This window comes from Microbacterium sp. CFBP9023, from assembly GCF_034045055.1.
In the GTDB taxonomy this organism is placed as follows: Bacteria; Actinomycetota; Actinomycetes; order Actinomycetales; family Microbacteriaceae; genus Microbacterium.
On record NZ_JAXCWI010000003.1, the window covers coordinates 404,532 to 421,989 of the forward strand.

Genomic DNA, 17,458 nt, shown 5'->3' on the forward strand with positions numbered 1-17,458 from the left:
CATCCACGCACGAGCGCACGTCCGCCTGGCGGGCGTGCGTTCGTGCGTGTGCAGGAGAGCGTCGGTCCGGTTCTCCGCCGCCGAGCGCTCAGCCGTCGAGCGCGTCGCGGATCGCGGATGCCGAGCGCCTCAGGCGGTCCGCGATCTCGGCGTCGTCGAGGGCGGTCGCGACGTGGACGACCGCGATCGCCGCGGGCCGCTGGCCGCGCAGCACGAGGGGCACGGCGACGGACTGCACGGTGGGGATGACCTCGTCATGGCTCGTCGCATATCCGCGGGCGCGAGCTCGGTCGACCTCTGCGCGCAGTGTCGCCCCCGGTTCTCCGGGCCACTGGGACACCGGGAGCTGCGTGAGGATCGCCTTGCCGGGCGCTCCGACCGTGACGGAGTGCCTGGCGCCCGGTCGCTGGGCGACGCTCGCGATCGCGTGGCGGGGTTCGATGCTCGCGAGCGTGATGCAGTCATCGCCGTCGAGCACGCCGAGGAAGCAGGTCATGCCGAGCTCGTTGGCGATCGCGGTCAGCTCGGGGATGGCCTCGGCTTGCAGATCGTGAGCCACGCCCGCTGCCAGCGCGGCCATGCGCGGTCCCAGGGTCACGGCGCCTGAGGCGTCCCTTCCGATGAGTCGGTGGTCTTCCAGGGTGCGCAGCAGGCGATACGCCACCGAGCGATGCACGTCGAGTCGCGCGGCGATCTCGTCGATCGTGAGGGGGATCCGCGCATCGGCGAGAACCTCCAGGATGCGGATGCCGCGGCTCAGGGTCTGCGAGGCCGGAGTGCCTTCGGGCATGCGTGCGCTCCCTTGCGTTTCGAGACGACCGTCCCTAAGCTGTGTTCAATAGTAGAACGTCGTGTTCGAATATAGAACACGTGCCGTTCGAAGGCAATACCTGACAGAGAAGTCCGGAAGGAATCGACGACGATGCAGTTCCACCACCACGGCTATGTCTCCGGAGACCCCCGCGTGAAGGACGCCGCGGGGCTCGGCGCGGACCGGCCCGCCGACCTCCCCGACGAGATCGATGTGCTGATCGTCGGCTCGGGCCCCGCCGGCATGCTGCTCGCGGCGCAGATGTCGCAGTATCCCGACATCTCCACGCGCATCATCGAGAAGCGCGAGGGCCGTCTGGTGCTCGGGCAGGCCGACGGCATCCAGCCGCGCAGCGTCGAGACGTTCCAGGCGTTCGGATTCGCCGAGCGCATCATCGCCGAGGCCTACAACATCGGCTGGATGAACTTCTGGGGTCCGAATCCCGAGAAGCCCGACGAGATCGTCCGCACGTCGCGGACGGCGGACTACGCCTACGACATCTGCGAGTTCCCGCACCTCATCGTCAACCAGGCACGCGTGCTCGACTACTTCGCCGAGGCGGCGTCGAACGGTCCCGGCCGCATCGCGCCCGACTACGGCATCGAATTCGCCGGACTCACCGTGCACGACGAGGGCGAGCACCCGGTCGAGGTCTCCCTGCGCTACGTCGCAGGGGAGCGGACCGGCGAAGAGCGCACGATCCGCGCGAAGTACGTCGTCGGCTGCGACGGCGCACGCAGCGGCGTGCGCCAGGCGATCGGCCGCACGCACGTCGGCGGCAGCGCTGCGCATGCCTGGGGTGTCATGGACGTCCTCGTGAACACCGACTTCCCCGACTGGCGCACCAAGTGCGCGATCAACTCGGAGGCGGGCAACATCCTGCACATCCCGCGGGAGGGCGGGTACCTCAGCCGGATGTACATCGACCTCGGCGAGGTCGCCGAGGACGACGACCACCGCGTGCGGCAGACGCCCATCGAGGACATCATCGCCAAGGCGAACGCGATCCTCAGCCCCTACACGCTGGACGTGAAGGAGGTCGCGTGGCACAGCGTCTACGAGGTCGGCCACCGGGTCACCGACGGGTTCGACGACGTGATCGACGGGTCGGGTCGCACGCCGCACGTGTTCCTCACGGGCGATGCCTGCCACACCCACAGCGCGAAGGCCGGCCAGGGCATGAACGTGTCGATGCAGGACGGATTCAACCTCGGCTGGAAGCTCGGATCGGTACTGACCGGTCGGGCGCCCGAGGCGCTGCTCGCGACCTACGGTGCTGAGCGTCGGCCGGTCGCGCAGCAGCTCATCGACTTCGATCGGGAGTGGTCGACCCTGATGGCGCGCAAGCCGTCGGAGATCACCGACCCCACGGACCTCGCGACGTACTACCTGGCGACGGCGGAGTTCCCCTCCGGCTTCATGACGCAGTACACCTCGTCGATGATCACCGGCTCGGACGCACATCAGGCACTTGCGGGCGGCTTCCCCCTCGGCAAGCGCTTCAAGTCGGCCGAGGTCGTGCGGGTGGGCGACGGCAACGCGATCCATCTCGGGCACCACGCCAAGGCGGACGGGCGCTGGCGCGTCTACGCGTTCGCGGGTCGCGATGCGGCGACGCTCGACGCGTGGGCCGAGTCGGCGGCTCCGGTGCTCTCCCGGTTCACGCCTGCGGATGCCGACGCCGATGCCGTCTTCGACGTCAAGGCGATCTACCAGCAGCCGCACGAGGAGGTCGAGGTCACCTCGGCGCCTGCGCTGTTCCAGCCGAAGACCGGTCCGCTCGGGCTCACCGACTGGGAGAAGGTCTACGCGGCCGGCCCGTCGAAGTGGACCGAGACCGACATCTTCGAGGCGCGGGAGCTGTCGCGCGACGGCGTCATCGTCGTGGTGCGGCCCGATCAGTACGTCGCCGCGATCCTGCCCCTCGACGCGACGGAAGAGCTGGCGTCGTTCTTCGAGGGGGCGCTGCTGCCGGCATCCTGAGCCTGCGATCCGGAGGGGATCTGCGATCGGGAGGTGCTTCCTGCGCAGTGCGCCCTCCCGATCGCAGATCTCCTCCCCATCGGGCGTCGGTGACGAGCGCAGACTGCTTCGGACGAGAGCCTCTGGCGGGTGTCGGAGGCCCCGCGTACTCTGAGGGCCGATGGGCGAAGGCGCCCCGACAGGAGGAGTGCGCGATGGAGTGGAAGATCGAATTGATCTTCGTCCCGGTCTCGGATGTCGACCGGTCGAAGGAGTTCTACGAGAGGATCGGCTTCCACGCCGATCATGATCAGGTGCCCTACGAGGGCCTGAGGTTCGTGCAGATGACACCGCCGGGGTCGGCCTGCTCGATCGCCTTCGGCACCAACCTGGGCGAGGGACTGCTGCCGGGGCAGCAGAACACGATCCAGGTGGTCATTCCGGATGCCGATGAGGCGCTGGCGCATCTGAAGGGCCTCGGCGTCGAGGCGCAGGGGGTCGATGAGCAGGCGTGGGGCCGTTTCGTCACCTTCGACGACCCCGACGGCAACACCTGGACACTGCAGGAGCTTCCCGACTACAGCGCGCAGTCCTGACGTGCTGTGATCCGGACGCTCACCGGGCGCGCTCGACGAGGGTGAGCAGCGCTTCCGGTGCGCCCTCGGGGAACAGGACGCGGGTGCCGGCACGGATGTCGTCGATCGGCACCCAGCGCACCGGGCTGCCCTCGTCGAGGATGTGAAGCTCGGCGTCGAGAGGCACCGCATCCAGCTGGGCGGATGTCACCGCGAACACATGGGCGATCTCGTGACCGGGCGCGCCTTCGTACGTGAAGATGTTCTCGAAGACCCCGAGTGGCTCGGCGCCCTCGAGAGTGACGCCGAGCTCCTCCATGAACTCGCGACCGAGAGCTTCTGCGGCGGTCTCACCGAATTCGATCCCGCCGCCGATCGCCCGGAGGAAGTCCAGGCCGCGCGAGGCGTCGTGCCCTTCGAGCGCGAGCAGGTGTCCGTCCTTGACGGGCAGGCCGACGGCGATGTTGCGGATGGCAGGCATCTCGGAAGGCTAACGCAGCGGGTGTGTCGACGGGCTCAGGTCAGGAGGAACGCCCCACCGGAGACCTCGATGCCGCCGGTCGGCGGGATCGTCACGGTCAAGAGGCTCGGACGACGCACGTGAGCGCCCTGATGGATGCGGACGGTCGTCGCCGGGTGTCCGAGGTCGCGCAGATACGCCCCCACCGATGCAGCCGCCGAGCCCGTCGCCGGGTCCTCGGTGATCCGTCCCACCGGGAAGAGGTTGCGGGCATCGAAGTCGGCGGTGCTCGCCGCGTGCAGCACTGTCGAGGTGCCGAACCACCCCTGCTCGCGCATGAGCGCGGCGACCTCGGCGGGCGAGAAGCGGAACTGGTCGAACAGCTCCCGATCACGGAGCACCACGATCGGATGCCAGTTGCCGGCGAACGATTCCTTGGCGGGGAAGCGCTCATCGAGATCCGCCCGGGTGAGTCCGAGCAGCGTGAGGAACCGGTCGAGCACGTCGGAGTCGAGATCGCGCACCTGCGGCTCGACGCTCGTGAACGACACGGTCACCGCGCCATCCCGATCCACCGTCGAGCGCAGCGTCACGGCGCCCGCGTTCGTGTCGAACACGACATCGCCCGGCCCGTCGCGCTCGGCGAGGGCGACCGCCGTCGCGACGGTCGCGTGTCCGCAGAACGGCACCTCAGCCGCCGGTGACCAGTAACGCGCCCGGTAGCGCGGCACACCGTCGCCATCGGTGCGTGCGACGAGGAAGGCGGTCTCGGAGAATCCGACGTCCACGGCGATCCGCTGCATCTGCTCGTCGCTCAGATCTGAGCCATCGAGTACGACTCCCGCGGGGTTGCCGCCGTCGGGCGTCGCGGCGAATGCGCTGTATCGCAGGACTCCGGAATTCTCGGTCATGACGAGGAGCCTAGCGACTCGGCGAGGTCAGGAATTCACGCGGATGATCTCCTGCTGGTACGGCGCGATCACGTCACCCGAGATGCGCAGGTCGAGCAGCAGGAACCGCCGCGTCGCAGCATCCTCCTGCGTCCATGTGGCGAGTCGATCGAGGTCTGCGAGCGTCTTCACGACGACGCCCTCCGCGCCCACCGCGGCGCCGAACGCCGCGAAGTCGACCTCGGGGATGCGCATCGGGCCCTCGGCGAGCCCCTTGAGCCCGTAGAGGTTGACCTCGGCACCGTAGGCGGCGTCGTTCCAGATCACGGCGATGCCTCGACCCGCTGCCGCGCGCACTGCCGACTCGAGGTCGGCGATCGCCATGAGTCCGCCGCCGTCGCCCGACGTCAGTACGACGGTCGACTCGCGGCGGGCGAGGGCTGCGCCGACGACACTCGGCCAGCCCTGCCCGATCGACTGGAAGGCGGTGCCGACCATCATCATGCGGTCGGGGGCCTCGACCGGCCAGTACATGTTCGCCCAGCCGATGAAGTGGCCGCCGTCGGAGACGACGACGCGGTCGGGGGGCAGGAGCTCGGCGATGCGACGCGCGGCGGAGCGGGGGTCGAGGCGTCCGTCGGGAGCGAGCTCGTCGCCGTCGTCGTACGCGCGTGCGGCCTCGACGTCGACTGTCTCGCGCCACGGCTGTGCGGGCACAGCGTCGGATGCCGGGTGCGACTCGCCGTGCTGGACAGTCGGAGTCTCGGCGCGGTGTGCCTCCGCTCCGAGGCCGTGCTCGGCAGAACCGCTCTCAGGGGCGGCGCCGGAGCCGAGCGAGCCCACCCGGGCGACGAGCTCCTCGGCCGCCACGCGAGCATCCGCACGCACGAAGCCGCCGACGTGCGGGTGCGTGGCTGCGGGCGCGATGTCGATCTGGAAGACCTTGGTGCCCGGTGCGAAGAGTTCGCCGAAACGCATCGTGAACTGGTTCAGCGAGGCGCCGAACACCACGGCGACATCGGCGGTGCGCACGAGTTCCATGGCGCCGTCGGCCCCGAATCCTCCCGTGACGCCGAGGTCGAACCGGGTGTCGGGGAAGACACCGCGCCCCAGCGCCGACGACGCCGTCAGAGCGCCGGTGAGGGTCGCCAGCTCGCCGAGCGCCGCACCGGCCCCCGCGAGCCAGGCGCCGCGACCCGCCAGCAGGAAGGGGCGCGATGCTCCGTGAAGCGCCTGGGCGATCTCGTCGAGCGTGCCCTCGGCGAACTCGCCGCGCGGCGCGAGCGGCGCGGGGATGCGCGGCAGCGGAGCCTCGGGCACCGGGCCGGCCTCGCGTGAGGCCACGTCGTAGGGGATCGCCAGCACGACGGGCACGCGGTAGGTCAGTGCGTGCTCGATCGCGATGACGGTGGTGGCTGCGGCATCCGCGTGCCCGACCGTATAGGTGCGGGCACCGACCGCCGAGGCCAGGGCGATCTGGTCGACGTCCCATGGACGAGGACCGGACGTCGGCTCATCGCCCACCACCAGCACGAGGGGGACATGCGCCTGCACGGCCTCGGCGAGTGCTGTGAGGGTGTTCGTGAAACCGGCGCCGTAGGTCGAGGTGCCCGCGGCGATCCTGCCGGATGCGCGGAAGTGCGCATCGGCGGCGACCACTGCGCCCTGCTCGTGACGGACGGCCGTGAAGACGGCATCCGTCTGGGTCTCGATCGCATCGAGGAAGTAGGCGTTGCCGTTGCCCATCACACCGAAGACGGCGTCGATGTGCTGGGCGAGAGTGAGTGCGACGTGCGCGGAGACGGAGGGCATGCGAAAGCCTTTCGAGACAGGGACGGAGAACGTTCGTATTCCGTATGTGTCTCGCCCCCGCGTCATCGTGGGGAGCTTCGTGCCTCTTTTTCAGGCACCGGCGTCGGAGAGCGCCGGACGCGTAAATCCTATCGCGCCCGTGCCGACGCGGCGCCGACTTGCGCGCGTAACACCGCCGAAACCGCGACACGGAAACATGCGGCCATGGAGTCACTGTTCGACGGATACACCTCGCGCCGGTCGCCGCAGCGAGCGGGGGTCGCGCCGTGGGACGAGATGTTCCCTGCCGATGCGCAGCCCGGTGGTGGGGGAGTGCGCCTGCCCTATCAGGACATGTATCCCGCGCTCGCGAGCATGGACGACGCCGAGCTGAGGGCACGGACCGACGCGCTCGCCAGCTCGTACCTCGCGCAGGGCGTGACGTTCGACTTCGCCGGGGAGGAGCGTCCGTTCCCGCTCGACGTGGTGCCTCGCGTGGTCGCCGCCGACGACTGGCGCTATGTCGAGTCGGGGGTGAAGCAGCGGGTGCGTGCGCTCGAGGCCTTCCTCGCCGACGTCTACGGCCGGCAGCATGCGGTGCAGGACGGCGTGATCCCCTCGTCGCTGATCAGCTCCTCCGCGCACTTCCACCGTCAGGCGGCCGGCATCGTCGGAGCGAACGGCGTGCGCATCCATGTCGCCGGGATCGACGTCATCCGCGACGAGCTCGGAGCCTGGCGCGTGCTCGAGGACAACGTGCGCGTGCCGAGCGGCGTCAGCTACGTGCTCGCGAATCGCCGGGTGATGGCGCAGACGCTCCCCGAGCTGTTCACCAGTCTGCGCGTGCGTCCCGTCGTCGACTACCCCGGGCGGCTGCTCCAGGCGCTGCGTGCGGCGGCGCCGGACGGCGTCGATGATCCGACGGTCGTCGTGCTGACCCCCGGGGTCCACAACTCGGCGTACTACGAGCACACCCTGCTCGCTCGCATGATGGGCATCGAGCTCGTCGAAGGACGCGATCTCTTCTGCTCGGGCGGTCGGGTGTGGATGCACACGACCTCGGGGCCGACGCGGGTGGACGTGATCTACCGCAGGGTCGATGACGAGTTCCTCGACCCGCAGCAGTTCCGTCCGGACTCGGTGCTGGGCGCACCGGGGCTGATGCTCGCGGCGCGCCTCGGCACCGTGACGCTCGCGAACGCCGTCGGCAACGGCGTGGCCGACGACAAGCTCGTGTACACGTACGTCCCCGATCTGATCCGCTACTACCTGGGAGAGGAGCCGGTGATCCCGAACGTCGACACCTGGCGGCTCGAGGAGCCGGACGCGCTGGAGGAGGTGCTCGACAGGCTCGACGAGCTGGTGGTGAAGCCGGTCGACGGATCCGGCGGGAAGGGGCTGGTCGTCGGCCCCGACGCGTCGCGCGAGACGCTGGACGAGCTGCGTCGGTCGCTGCGGGCGGATCCCCGAGGCTGGATCGCCCAGCCGGTCGTGCAGCTCTCGACCATCCCGACGCTCGTGGAGGACGGATTCCGCCCGAGACACGTCGATCTGCGACCCTTCGCCGTGAACGACGGGCACGACATCTGGGTGCTGCCCGGCGGTCTCACGCGCGTCGCTCTGCCCGAGGGGCAGCTCGTCGTGAACTCGAGCCAGGGCGGAGGGTCGAAGGACACCTGGGTGCTGGATCCGTCGCTCTTCACCGGGCCGACGTCGACTCTGGACGGCGACCCGGACGCCGCCGCAGACGAGGTGTCGCTGGCGACAGGGGCGATCGCCGTGGTCGCTCCGGCGCGTGAGGAACCGCATCCGCCCTTCCTCTCGTCTCCGCAGGACGAGGACCTGGACCTGCGTCACCACCAACAGCAACAGCAGCAACAGCAGCAGCAGCAGCAGGGAGGCGCAGGATGCTGAGTCGCATCGCCGAGGCGCTGTTCTGGATCGGCCGCTACGTCGAGCGCGCCGACGGCACCGCCCGCATCCTCGATGTGCACCTGCAGCTGCTGCTCGAGGATCCGTGGGTCGAGGAGGACACCGCATGTCGGGCGCTCCTGTCGGTGATGGGGACGACGGCGGATGCCGGCACCGTGCTGAGCCGGGACGACGTCGTGCGGCTGCTCGCGCTGGATCGTGAGCACTCCGCGTCGATCGCCCATTCGATCGCGGCGGCGCGGGAGAACGCTCGTCGAGCGCGCGAGATCATCTCGACGGACCTCTGGGAGACGCTGAACGAGTCGAACGCACGGATGCCGCGGCGGATCGCCTCGGACAAGACGCACCCGTTCTTCCGCTGGGTGCGTGATCGGTCGGCGCTGGCCTTCGGGGTCGTCGACTCCTCGACGAGCCGGGATGAGGCCTGGCACTTCTTCGTGCTCGGCCGCTCGATCGAGCGCGCGGACATGACGGCGCGGCTGCTGGCGACGCGGTCGCTGACCGAGGCAGGCGGGCCGAGCTGGACGACGCTGCTGCGCAGCTGCGGGGCGTACGAAGCCCATCTGCGCAGCCACCGGGCGGTGCCCACGGGAGCGTCCGCCGTGGAGTTCCTCCTGATCGACCGGCTGTTCCCCCGATCGGTGCTCTCGAGCATCCTCCAGGCCGAGGAGTGTCTGCGCGGTATCGATCCGGCGGGTGCGTTCGGCGTGCCCGATCGGGCGCATCGCGTCTTGGGACGCATGCGGTCGGAGCTCGAATACCGACCGATCGGCGACACCGTGCATCGGCTGTCGGAGAGCATGGAGGAGGTCCAGGTGGGGATGTCGGTGGCGAGTGACGCGATCAGGGAGCGGTACTTCCCCTCGATCGCGATGCCGGTGTGGATCGGAGAGGCGCTGTGAGTCGGCTCAAGATCGTTCACCGCACCGGCTTCCGCTACGAGCAGCCGGCGACGGCGTCGTACAACGAGGCGCGGATGCTGCCGCACTCCCGGGACGGACAGTTCGTGCTGCAGGCGACGCTCGACATATCGCCGACCGCGACCCAGCACTCGTACACCGACTACTGGGACACCCGGGTCTCGACGTTCGAGCTGCTGACCCCGCATCAGATGCTCTCGGTCACCGCGACGAGCGTGGTGGATGTGAGGCCGCTGCCGACGGGAGAGGCGGACATCGACTGGGACGAACTGGCAGCCCGGATACCCCAATCGCTCGAACTCGCGGAATGCGTGGCGCAGACGCCTGCCACCGCTCCCGATGACGAGATGCGCGACCTCGCCCTGCACATCGAAGCGGAGGGTGGTGGCGTCGACGAGACGGCCCGAGAGATCTGCCGCACCGTCGGGGAGGCCATGGAGTATCGCAGCGGCGTCACCGGCGTGAGCTCGACCGCCCGCGACGCGTGGCCCACCCGGTCCGGCGTCTGCCAGGACATCGCTCATGTGGCGCTGGGCGTGCTGCGCGCCGCGGGGATCCCGGCGCGCTACGTGTCGGGGTACCTGCATCCCGATCCGACGGCGGCGATCGGACAGGCTGTGACGGGGGAGTCGCACGCCTGGGTCGAGTGGTACTCCGGCGAGTGGCGCGGATACGACCCCACCAACCTCGTCGACATCGGCGAATCGCACGTCTATGTCGGCCACGGTCGGGACTACGCCGATGTCGCACCGCTGCGCGGGGTGTACGCGGGACCCAGCGCCTCCGAGCTGTTCGTCTCGGTCGAGGTCACGCGCCTCGGCTGAGGCGACGGCGTGGCGGGAGTTCGAGTGGTGGTGCAGGAGAATGAGACGATGACGGATGCATCGATCGAGCGCGAGACGCTCACCTGGGACGGCTTCGGATCCGCGACGCGAGACCTCGCGCGCCGGATCCTGGACAGCGGCTTCATGCCCGAGGTCGTGGTGGCCATCGCGCGGGGCGGTCTGCTGCCTGCCGGTGCCATCGCCTACGGTCTCGGAGCGAAGAACTGCGGTGCGATCAACGTCGAGTTCTACACCGGCATCGGCACGGTGCTCGACGCGCCGGAGGTGCTGCCGCCCGAACTCGACATGGCGTATCTCGACGGTCGACGCGTGCTGCTGGTCGACGACGTCGCAGATTCGGGTCGTACGCTCGCCCTCGCCGTGCAGTTGCTGAAGGACAAGGGCGCCGACGTGCGCTCGGTCACGATCTACACCAAGCCGTCGACGATCATCCAGCCCGACTACGCCTGGAAGGACACCGACCTGTGGATCAACTTCCCCTGGTCGTTCCAGGGCACGGTGCGCGAAGAGGACCTCGGTCTCGCTCCGTCGGCCTGACGGGAATCACCCGCGCAGCAGCGCCCGCAGGGTCTGGATCGTGTCGGCGTCGGCGGGGTTCTTGTCGGGTCGATAGCCCTTGACTCTCGCGAACCTCAACGCGATGCCTCCGGGGTATCGCGGCGAGCGCTGCACGCCGTCGATCGCGATCTCGACCACGAACTCCGGTCTCAGGAACACCGCGCCCTGCGTGCGCCTCGTCTCGAGCGGCGGGAAGTTCTCCGTCTGCCAGCGCAGGAGCTCGTCGGTGAGCCCCTTGAACGTCTTGCCGACCATGACGAGACCGCCGGGCTCGCCGAACTCGCCGGTCGGGTCGAGTGCGCCGAGGTGCAGGTTCGACAGGAGCCCCTGGCGCCGACCCGACCCCCATTCGGCTGCGAGCACGACCAGGTCGTAGGTGAGCACGGGCTTGACCTTGACCCAGGACTTGCCGCGGCGTCCCGCCGAGTAAGGCGCATCGATCCCTTTGACGAGCACCCCCTCGTGGCCCGCGGCGAGAGCCTCGCGCGACAGCTGCTCGGCCGCTTCGGCGTCGTCGGTGACGATGCCCGGCATACGCCATTCGCCGACGACCCTCTCGAGTTCGGTCAGGCGGGTGGACAGGGGCTCGTCGAGCAGATCGCGTCCGTCGACGTGCAGGATGTCGAAGAACCAGGGCCGCAGCACGAGCTCGCGCGAGACGTCTGCCCCGAACCGCGACATCGTCTGCTGGAACGGCCGAGGGCCGCCGTCTTCGTCGAGTGACAGCGTCTCACCGTCGAGGATCAGATCGTGTGCGGGGAGCGCGCGCACGATCTCGACGATCTCCGGCACCCGGTGGGTGATGTCGGCGAGGCTGCGGGTGTAGACGCTCACATCGTCTCCCTGGCGATGCACCTGGATGCGCGCGCCATCGAGCTTGTACTCGACGGACGCGGTGCCGGTGATGTCGAGCGCGGCGGTCGGGGTGGCCGCGGTCGATGCGAGCATCGGCAGCACGGGGCGACCGACCACCAGGCCGACCGCATCGAGTTCGTCCTCCGTGCCGGTGAGTGCGAGCACGGCGGTCTCGCCCAGGTCGCCGGAGAGCATCGCTGCTCGTCGCACCGATGCCGCCGGGCGATCCGCGGCACGGGCGATGGCATCGAGCAGGACGCCGCCGAGCGCGCCCGTGCGCAGCTCGCCGAGCATGGCCCGCGACAGGAAGTCCCATTCGGGAGCCGTCGCTCGCGACGCGAGAGCCGAGAGGATCGCGGAACGCGCCGCGGCCGACCCCGACCCTGACGAGCCGGTCAAGGCCTCGAACGCGTCATCGACATCACCGATCGACAGCGAGGGCTCGGCAGCGTGCTGCACGTCGAGCGCCGCCACTCCGCGCCAGCCGACACCCAGCCGTCCCTGTCGCGGCGTCGCGAGCAGCAGCCCGACGAGGGCGGGCACGTCGGCAGCATCAGCGCGTGCGAGCAGCCGGGACACGGCGTCGATCTTCGCCAGGCGCGATGCGGTGGCGGTGACCTCTTCGGCGGTGGAGACGAGCTCCGAGAGCAACATGCAGGCAGTCTCGCACCCGCATCCGACATCGGCGACGGCCTTGCGTCCGTCCGTCCTGCCGCAGTAAGCGGATGCGACTCAGCGGCCGCGGAACTCCGGCGTGCGTTTCTCCTGGAACGCCGCGAACCCCTCGCGGTAGTCGTCGGTGTCGCACAGGGCGGCCTGGGCGGCGTTCTCGAGATCGATCGACTCCCACAGCGCCAGGCGCTCGTCGCGGATCCTGGCGACCAGCTGCTTGCTCGCCAGGAAGGCGGCGGTGGCGCCACGCGCAGCGGTCGCTGCGGCATCCGTCGTCGCCTGCACGACCTCGTCGTCGGGCAGCACCCGGGAGAAGAGCCCCGCTGACACGGCCTCGGTGCCGCTCATCAGCCGACCGGTGTAGATGAGGTCGAGTGCCCGGTGCGCCCCGAGACGTTCGACGAAGAGGGCGTGGCCGCCGGAGTCGAGAGTGGCGCCGAGCGCGGCGAACGGTGACCCGATCTTGGCCGACTCGGCGACGTACACGACGTCGGTGGCGATGAGGAGTCCGAGGCCGACGCCGAGACAGGCGCCGTGCGCCACCGCGAAGGTCGGGGCGGGGAACCGTGCCATCCGCTGCAGCAGCGGGGTCACGAGCCCGCCGAGATACCCGATCACGTCGTCGTCACGGGGGTCGACGCCCGCGATGTCGCGACCGGCGCAGAAGGCCCGGCCCTCGCCCCGCAGCACCAGCGCGCGCACCCCCGCGGCATCCGCCTCGTCGTAGGCGCGGCCGAGATCGCGGAGCGCCTGCTCGTCGAGTGAATTCCGCTTCGTCGGCGCATTCAAAACGACGGTGGCGACGTCGTCGGCGACGGTCAGATCGATCATCCGATGCTCCTCAGACGTCGTAGTCGACCACGATGCGGTCGCTCGTGGGGTGGGATTGGCAGGTGAGGACGTAGCCGCGCTCGAGCTCGTCGGGCTCCAGCGCGTAGTTCTCCGTCATCGTCACGCTGCCCTCGATGACCCTCGCACGGCAGGTTCCGCAGACGCCGCCCGCACACGCGAACGGCGCATCGGGTCGCACCCGCAGAGCGGCGTTGAGCACGGACTCGTGCGCGTCGACCGGACTCTCGACGGTCGACGAGACGCCGTCGAGATTCACCTCGATGCGGATCGTCTTCTCGCCCGCGCGCACCTCGACAGGGCGGGCGGCGCGCGCCGGCTCGTCACCCGTCGTGAAGAGCTCGAAGCGGATGTGCTCGCGCGGCACGCCGACGTCGGCGAGCACCTCTCGGCACAGGTCGACCAGCGAGAGCGGTCCGCACAGGAACCATTCGTCGACGTCGGTCGGATCGATGAGCGCCCGCAGGATGGTGCGCAGCTTCTCCTCGTCGATACGCCCGGAGAGCACGGGGGCCGTGCGCTGCTCGCGGGACAGCACATGGTGCAGCGTCAGGCGCGTCGGGTAGCGATCCTTGAGGTCGGCGAGATCCTCGAGGAACATCACGTCGAGCGTCGAGCGGTTCGTGTAGAGCAGGGTGAAGCGGGAGGTGTCGGAGCGCGTCAGCACGGTGTGGGCGAGAGCCATCAGCGGCGTGATGCCGGAACCGGCCGCGATGCCCACGACGTGACGCTGATCGAGATCGTCGAGCCCGGAGGTGAACGTGCCCTGCGGACTCATCACGTCGATCTCGAACCCGGGGTGAAGGCCCGTCTGCGCCCAGGTCGAGAAGAGCCCGCCCTCGTCGCGCTTCACGGCGACACTGAGCCGGGTCGGGACACCGGCGGAGATCTGCTCTGCCGTGCGGTGCTCGGGTGCGCGGCACAGCGAGTACGACCGGCGCACCTCCGTGCCGTCGAGCGACGTGCGCAGGGCGACATACTGGCCGGGCAGGTGGTCGTAGTCGTCGGCGAGGTCGGCGGGAACCGAGAAGGTCACCTCGACCGAGTCGTCGGTCAGCGGCCGCACCTCCTCGACGGCGAGGGTGTGGAAGCGCGCACGCTTCTTCGTCGGCGCGGCGGCTCGACGAGGCGACGGCGCGGGCGCGGGACCGGAGAGGGCGAACAGCGACATCAGTGCACCTTGAAGTGGTCGAAGGGTTCGAGGCAGGCGCGGCATTCGAACAGCGCCTTGCACGAGGTGGATCCGAAGCGCGAGACCTCGCGGGTGTCCAGCGAGCCGCACCGAGGGCACCGCACGCTGATCGCGAGGCGGATCGGGCCGGACGAGATCGCCGAGCGCCCGGTCGGAGGCGCGATGCCGTACTCGGCGAGCTTCTGCCTGCCGGCATCCGACATCCAGTCCGTCGTCCATGCGGGGGAGAGCACGAGCCGGACCTCGACCTGTGAATATCCCGCGGCGGTCAGGGCGAGGATGACGTCGTCGCGGATCGTGTCCATCGCCGGGCACCCGCTGTAGGTCGGGGTGATGTCGACGCGCACCACGTCGCCGTCGACGGTGACCGCGCGCAGCACGCCGAGGTCCTCGATCGTCAGCACGGGCACCTCGGGGTCGGCCACGGCCGCGGCGATCTGCCAGGCGGTCGACCGGGGCGCGGTCTGCAGCGTGCCGGTCACCATGATGCTCCCGGATGCCGTCGCGCCAGGACCTGCATCTCCGCGAGGACATGGCCGAACGGACTCGCGTGCGCTCCTCGCCGTCCTCCGGCCGAGGATGCCGCGACGGCGGGAAGCGTCAGCTCGGCCTCGGCGAAGACGGCGGCGGCGACGGCGTCGAAGCCTGCTCGCAGCGTCGACGGACGCGCCGCGGCGTCCCCGAGGCGGTCGATCAGGGGCTCGTCGCGGAAGAGCTCGTCGGCATACGGCCAGACGTCGCCCAGCGCGCGGATCATCCGTCGGCGGGATTCCTCGGTGCCGCCGGCAAGCCGCAGCACCCACTGCACCGCGTGGTCGCGGTGGTAGTCGACCTCTTTGAGGGACTTCTCGGCGATCGCCGCGAGGGTCGGGTCGCTGCTCGCCCGCAGGGCCGAGTACAGCTCGAACATGTAGGTCGACACGACGAACTGGCGGGCGATCGTCTGCGCGAAGTCGCCGTTGGGCTGCTGGACGATCCAGGCGCAGCGGAACTCCGGTTCGTCGCGGAAGTACGCGAGATCGTCTTCGGAGCGTCCGTCGAAAGACCCCGCGAAGTGCAGGAACGAGCGGGCATGCCCGAGCAGGTCGAGCGCGATGTTGCCGAGGGCGACGTCCTCTTCGAGTTCGGGCGCGCGGGAGATCCACTCACCGAGCTGCTGCGACAGGATCAGCGCGTCGTCGCCGAGCCAGAGCGCGTACTCGGCGATGTCGGCGGATGCCGCCGCGGAGCCGGTTCCGGTGAGCTCGTCACCGAGCCGCAGCTCGTCGACCGAGACGTCCCCGTGCGGGTCGCCGTGGATATCACCCTGGATGTGGCTCACAGGTGCGGCACCCCCTCGGACGCCGTGTAGTACACGGCGTGCCGATAGTTCTTGCCGGCGGGGCTCTCGAAGTAGGCGCCCTTCGCGTCGGGGTCGCTGGTCGTGATCGCGTCGGCGGGCACCGCCCAGATCGACACGCCCTCGCCGCGTCGCGTGTAGAGATCGCGGGCGTTGCGGATCGCCATGTCGGCATCCGGCGCGTGCAGCGATCCGACGTGGACGTGGCTCAGGCCGCGGTTCGCGCGGACGAAGACCTCCCAGAGCGGCCAGGGCTCGCGGTCGTCGGCACCGGGCGTCGCCATCACGCCACCGCCTTCGTCTTCGGCGCCTGCTTGCGGGCGTACTCGGCCGCAGCCTCGCGCACCCACGCGCCGTCCTCATGGGCCGTGCGGCGGCGTTCGAGACGCTCGGCATTGCAGGGGCCGTTGCCGCGCAGCACCTCGAAGAACTCGTCCCAGTCGATCTCGCCGATCACGTACTGGCCGGTCTCGTCGTCGAAGCGCAGATCAGGGTCGGGCAGGGTCACGCCGAGGATCTCGGCCTGGGGCACGAGCATGCTGACGAAGCGCTGACGCAGCTCGTCGTTCGTGAAGCGCTTGATCTTCCACTTCATCGACTGCGCGGAGTTGGGGGACTGGTCGTCGGGCGGACCGAACATCGCCAGACTCGGCCAGTACCAGCGGTTCACGGCATCCTGCGCCATCTTCTTCTGCTCGTCGGTTCCCTGCATCAGCGACAGCAGGATCTCGAATCCCTGGCGCTGATGGAACGACTCCTCCTTGCAGACGCGCACCATCGCGCGGCCGTAGGGTCCGTAGGAGGCGCGGCACAGCGGCACCTGGTTGCAGATGGCGGCTCCGTCGACGAGCCACCCGATCGCCCCCATGTCGGCCCAGGTGGGGGTCGGGTAGTTGAAGATCGACGAGTACTTGGCCTTGCCGCTGATGAGCTGATCCATCATCTCGTCGCGCGTGATGCCGAGCGTCTGTGCGGCGGAGTAGAGATAGAGTCCGTGCCCCGCCTCGTCCTGGACCTTGGCCATCAGGATCGCCTTGCGCTTGAGGCTCGGCGCCCGGGTGATCCAGTTGCCCTCCGGCTGCATGCCGATGATCTCGGAGTGCGCGTGCTGCGAGATCTGACGGATCAGCGTCTTGCGATAGGCATCGGGCATCCAGTCGCGAGGCTCGATGCGCTGCTCGTTCGCGATGAGCTCGTCGAACAGGCGCTCGTCGTCGGACAGCTCTCCGTCGACGAGGGAGAGATCTGCGGGGCTGGTCATCATCGACTCCTCGGTTTCCGATCCGCTTTACTGACCGGTCGTTAGGTAATTCTGACACGGAGGTCGTCGCGGCGCAAGGAAGACCCCCGATGCGGCGCTCGGCGAGATGCTCGGAGAGTCGCTCAGCGCGAGCGGGAGACGAGGTCGAGGAGGGCTCTGCCGTACGCCTCGGAGGGATCCGGATGCTCGAAACGCAGGGTCTCGCCGGCGATCTCGACCTCGACCACGAAGGTGTCGGAGAGGCGGCTCAGCGCCCGGAAGGTGCCGCGCAGCAGCTCACGCAGCTGATCCTCGCGGGGGAGCCACACCGCGTCCGCGAGGGTCACGGCGTCGAGCGCCCACTCCGTCGTGCCGTTGAAGGCGAGGTCGGTGCCGCTCGGGGTCTGGCGGGCCTCGATCGTCATCTCGCTGACCGTGAAGACATCGGCTTCGGCCTCGAGCTCGACATCGTTCGGAAGATCGAGCTGAAAGCGGTCGCCCTCGGCGGGATGCCACACGAGTCCGGCGTCGCGCAGGGATACGGCCAGTTCTCGGGTGATCATCGTC

18 protein-coding genes are annotated in these 17,458 nt (G+C 69.5%); 6 read left to right on the plus strand and 12 right to left on the minus strand.

What is annotated here, in order from left to right; genetic code table 11:
• Nucleotides 1-88 precede the first annotated feature (88 nt).
• Entirely contained in the window at nt 89-790 is a 702-nt protein-coding gene (locus SOM10_RS16595; RefSeq protein ID WP_053095415.1) for an IclR family transcriptional regulator, read from the minus strand.
• 132 nt (nt 791-922) lie between these two features.
• Between SOM10_RS16595 and SOM10_RS16600 the strand changes: the two genes are divergently transcribed.
• Nucleotides 923-2,794, plus strand: coding sequence for an FAD-dependent monooxygenase (locus SOM10_RS16600; protein WP_320491182.1), 1,872 nt, complete (start codon nt 923-925; stop codon nt 2,792-2,794).
• Nucleotides 2,795-2,988: 194 nt separating this feature from the next.
• On the plus strand, nt 2,989-3,369 hold the full coding sequence (locus SOM10_RS16605) for a VOC family protein (RefSeq protein ID WP_320491184.1): 381 nt from the start codon (nt 2,989-2,991) through the stop codon (nt 3,367-3,369).
• A gap of 19 nt (nt 3,370-3,388) precedes the next feature.
• Here the strand turns inward: SOM10_RS16605 and SOM10_RS16610 are convergent, their stop codons facing one another.
• Genes SOM10_RS16610 through SOM10_RS16620 form a run of 3 tightly spaced genes read right to left on the minus strand, consistent with a single transcriptional unit; the run spans nt 3,389 to nt 6,510 of the window.
• Nucleotides 3,389-3,829: an NUDIX hydrolase gene (locus tag SOM10_RS16610; RefSeq protein ID WP_320491186.1), complete on the minus strand. Its 441-nt coding sequence runs from the start codon at nt 3,827-3,829 to the stop codon at nt 3,389-3,391.
• A gap of 35 nt (nt 3,830-3,864) precedes the next feature.
• Nucleotides 3,865-4,719: a PhzF family phenazine biosynthesis protein gene (locus tag SOM10_RS16615; RefSeq protein ID WP_320491188.1), complete on the minus strand. Its 855-nt coding sequence runs from the start codon at nt 4,717-4,719 to the stop codon at nt 3,865-3,867.
• Between the two features lie 27 nt (nt 4,720-4,746).
• Nucleotides 4,747-6,510 (minus strand): thiamine pyrophosphate-binding protein, encoded by a 1,764-nt coding sequence (locus SOM10_RS16620; protein ID WP_320491189.1) that lies wholly within the window; start codon nt 6,508-6,510, stop codon nt 4,747-4,749.
• 204 nt (nt 6,511-6,714) lie between these two features.
• Between SOM10_RS16620 and SOM10_RS16625 the strand changes: the two genes are divergently transcribed.
• From SOM10_RS16625 to SOM10_RS16640, 4 genes are read left to right on the plus strand one after another with little or no spacing between them, the layout of a single operon-like run.
• Nucleotides 6,715-8,403 (plus strand): circularly permuted type 2 ATP-grasp protein, encoded by a 1,689-nt coding sequence (locus SOM10_RS16625; protein WP_320491190.1) that lies wholly within the window; start codon nt 6,715-6,717, stop codon nt 8,401-8,403.
• Nucleotides 8,397-9,323 carry an alpha-E domain-containing protein gene (locus SOM10_RS16630; RefSeq protein ID WP_053095422.1) on the plus strand — a complete coding sequence of 309 codons (927 nt, stop codon included), beginning with the start codon at nt 8,397-8,399 and terminating at the stop codon, nt 9,321-9,323. Before SOM10_RS16625 ends, SOM10_RS16630 begins: the two co-directional genes overlap by 7 nt.
• On the plus strand, nt 9,320-10,165 hold the full coding sequence (locus SOM10_RS16635) for a transglutaminase family protein (RefSeq protein WP_053095423.1): 846 nt from the start codon (nt 9,320-9,322) through the stop codon (nt 10,163-10,165). Before SOM10_RS16630 ends, SOM10_RS16635 begins: the two co-directional genes overlap by 4 nt.
• 48 nt (nt 10,166-10,213) lie before the next feature.
• A complete protein-coding gene (locus tag SOM10_RS16640) occupies nt 10,214-10,723 on the plus strand; it encodes a phosphoribosyltransferase (RefSeq protein WP_053099026.1) in 510 nt (169 codons plus the stop codon).
• Between the two features lie 6 nt (nt 10,724-10,729).
• Here SOM10_RS16640 and SOM10_RS16645 read toward each other — a convergent pair whose 3' ends face one another.
• The 8 genes from SOM10_RS16645 to SOM10_RS16680 form a co-directional block, all read right to left on the minus strand.
• Nucleotides 10,730-12,253: an ATP-dependent DNA ligase gene (locus tag SOM10_RS16645; RefSeq protein WP_320491192.1), complete on the minus strand. Its 1,524-nt coding sequence runs from the start codon at nt 12,251-12,253 to the stop codon at nt 10,730-10,732.
• 78 nt (nt 12,254-12,331) lie between these two features.
• Nucleotides 12,332-13,102: an enoyl-CoA hydratase/isomerase family protein gene (locus SOM10_RS16650; RefSeq protein WP_072590910.1), complete on the minus strand. Its 771-nt coding sequence runs from the start codon at nt 13,100-13,102 to the stop codon at nt 12,332-12,334.
• A 10-nt stretch (nt 13,103-13,112) separates the two neighbouring features.
• Nucleotides 13,113-14,291 (minus strand): 1,2-phenylacetyl-CoA epoxidase subunit PaaE, encoded by a 1,179-nt coding sequence (gene paaE, locus SOM10_RS16655; protein WP_320491194.1) that lies wholly within the window; start codon nt 14,289-14,291, stop codon nt 13,113-13,115.
• Nucleotides 14,291-14,797: a 1,2-phenylacetyl-CoA epoxidase subunit PaaD gene (gene paaD / locus SOM10_RS16660; RefSeq protein WP_320491195.1), complete on the minus strand. Its 507-nt coding sequence runs from the start codon at nt 14,795-14,797 to the stop codon at nt 14,291-14,293. Before paaD ends, paaE begins: the two co-directional genes overlap by 1 nt.
• On the minus strand, nt 14,791-15,633 hold the full coding sequence (gene paaC / locus SOM10_RS16665; protein ID WP_414683592.1) for a 1,2-phenylacetyl-CoA epoxidase subunit PaaC: 843 nt from the start codon (nt 15,631-15,633) through the stop codon (nt 14,791-14,793). Before paaC ends, paaD begins: the two co-directional genes overlap by 7 nt.
• Nucleotides 15,630-15,935 carry a 1,2-phenylacetyl-CoA epoxidase subunit PaaB gene (gene paaB / locus SOM10_RS16670; protein ID WP_067120764.1) on the minus strand — a complete coding sequence of 102 codons (306 nt, stop codon included), beginning with the start codon at nt 15,933-15,935 and terminating at the stop codon, nt 15,630-15,632. The genes paaC and paaB overlap by 4 nt, the downstream gene beginning before the upstream one ends.
• A complete protein-coding gene (gene paaA / locus SOM10_RS16675) occupies nt 15,935-16,912 on the minus strand; it encodes a 1,2-phenylacetyl-CoA epoxidase subunit PaaA (protein ID WP_320491197.1) in 978 nt (325 codons plus the stop codon). The genes paaB and paaA overlap by 1 nt, the downstream gene beginning before the upstream one ends.
• Nucleotides 16,913-17,034: 122 nt before the next feature.
• Complete coding sequence (locus SOM10_RS16680) at nt 17,035-17,454, minus strand: hypothetical protein (RefSeq protein WP_053095430.1); 420 nt, start codon at nt 17,452-17,454, stop codon at nt 17,035-17,037.
• Nucleotides 17,455-17,458 lie beyond the last annotated feature (4 nt).

Bases quoted from the DNA above. Each gene is read 5' to 3' on its own strand.
- SOM10_RS16620 (WP_320491189.1), bottom strand. From the start codon at position 6,510: ATGCCCTCCGTCTCCGCGCACGTCGCACTCACTCTCGCCCAGCACATC.
- SOM10_RS16645 (WP_320491192.1), bottom strand. From the start codon at position 12,253: ATGTTGCTCTCGGAGCTCGTCTCCACCGCCGAAGAGGTCACCGCCACC.
- SOM10_RS16605 (WP_320491184.1), top strand. From the start codon at position 2,989: ATGGAGTGGAAGATCGAATTGATCTTCGTCCCGGTCTCGGATGTCGAC.
- paaB (WP_067120764.1), bottom strand. From the start codon at position 15,935: ATGGCGACGCCCGGTGCCGACGACCGCGAGCCCTGGCCGCTCTGGGAG.
- SOM10_RS16625 (WP_320491190.1), top strand. From the start codon at position 6,715: ATGGAGTCACTGTTCGACGGATACACCTCGCGCCGGTCGCCGCAGCGA.
- SOM10_RS16630 (WP_053095422.1), top strand. From the start codon at position 8,397: ATGCTGAGTCGCATCGCCGAGGCGCTGTTCTGGATCGGCCGCTACGTC.
- SOM10_RS16595 (WP_053095415.1), bottom strand. From the start codon at position 790: ATGCCCGAAGGCACTCCGGCCTCGCAGACCCTGAGCCGCGGCATCCGC.
- SOM10_RS16680 (WP_053095430.1), bottom strand. From the start codon at position 17,454: ATGATCACCCGAGAACTGGCCGTATCCCTGCGCGACGCCGGACTCGTG.
- paaE (WP_320491194.1), bottom strand. From the start codon at position 14,291: ATGTCGCTGTTCGCCCTCTCCGGTCCCGCGCCCGCGCCGTCGCCTCGT.
- SOM10_RS16615 (WP_320491188.1), bottom strand. From the start codon at position 4,719: ATGACCGAGAATTCCGGAGTCCTGCGATACAGCGCATTCGCCGCGACG.
- SOM10_RS16610 (WP_320491186.1), bottom strand. From the start codon at position 3,829: ATGCCTGCCATCCGCAACATCGCCGTCGGCCTGCCCGTCAAGGACGGA.
- SOM10_RS16600 (WP_320491182.1), top strand. From the start codon at position 923: ATGCAGTTCCACCACCACGGCTATGTCTCCGGAGACCCCCGCGTGAAG.
- paaA (WP_320491197.1), bottom strand. From the start codon at position 16,912: ATGACCAGCCCCGCAGATCTCTCCCTCGTCGACGGAGAGCTGTCCGAC.
- SOM10_RS16640 (WP_053099026.1), top strand. From the start codon at position 10,214: ATGACGGATGCATCGATCGAGCGCGAGACGCTCACCTGGGACGGCTTC.
- SOM10_RS16650 (WP_072590910.1), bottom strand. From the start codon at position 13,102: ATGATCGATCTGACCGTCGCCGACGACGTCGCCACCGTCGTTTTGAAT.
- paaD (WP_320491195.1), bottom strand. From the start codon at position 14,797: ATGGTGACCGGCACGCTGCAGACCGCGCCCCGGTCGACCGCCTGGCAG.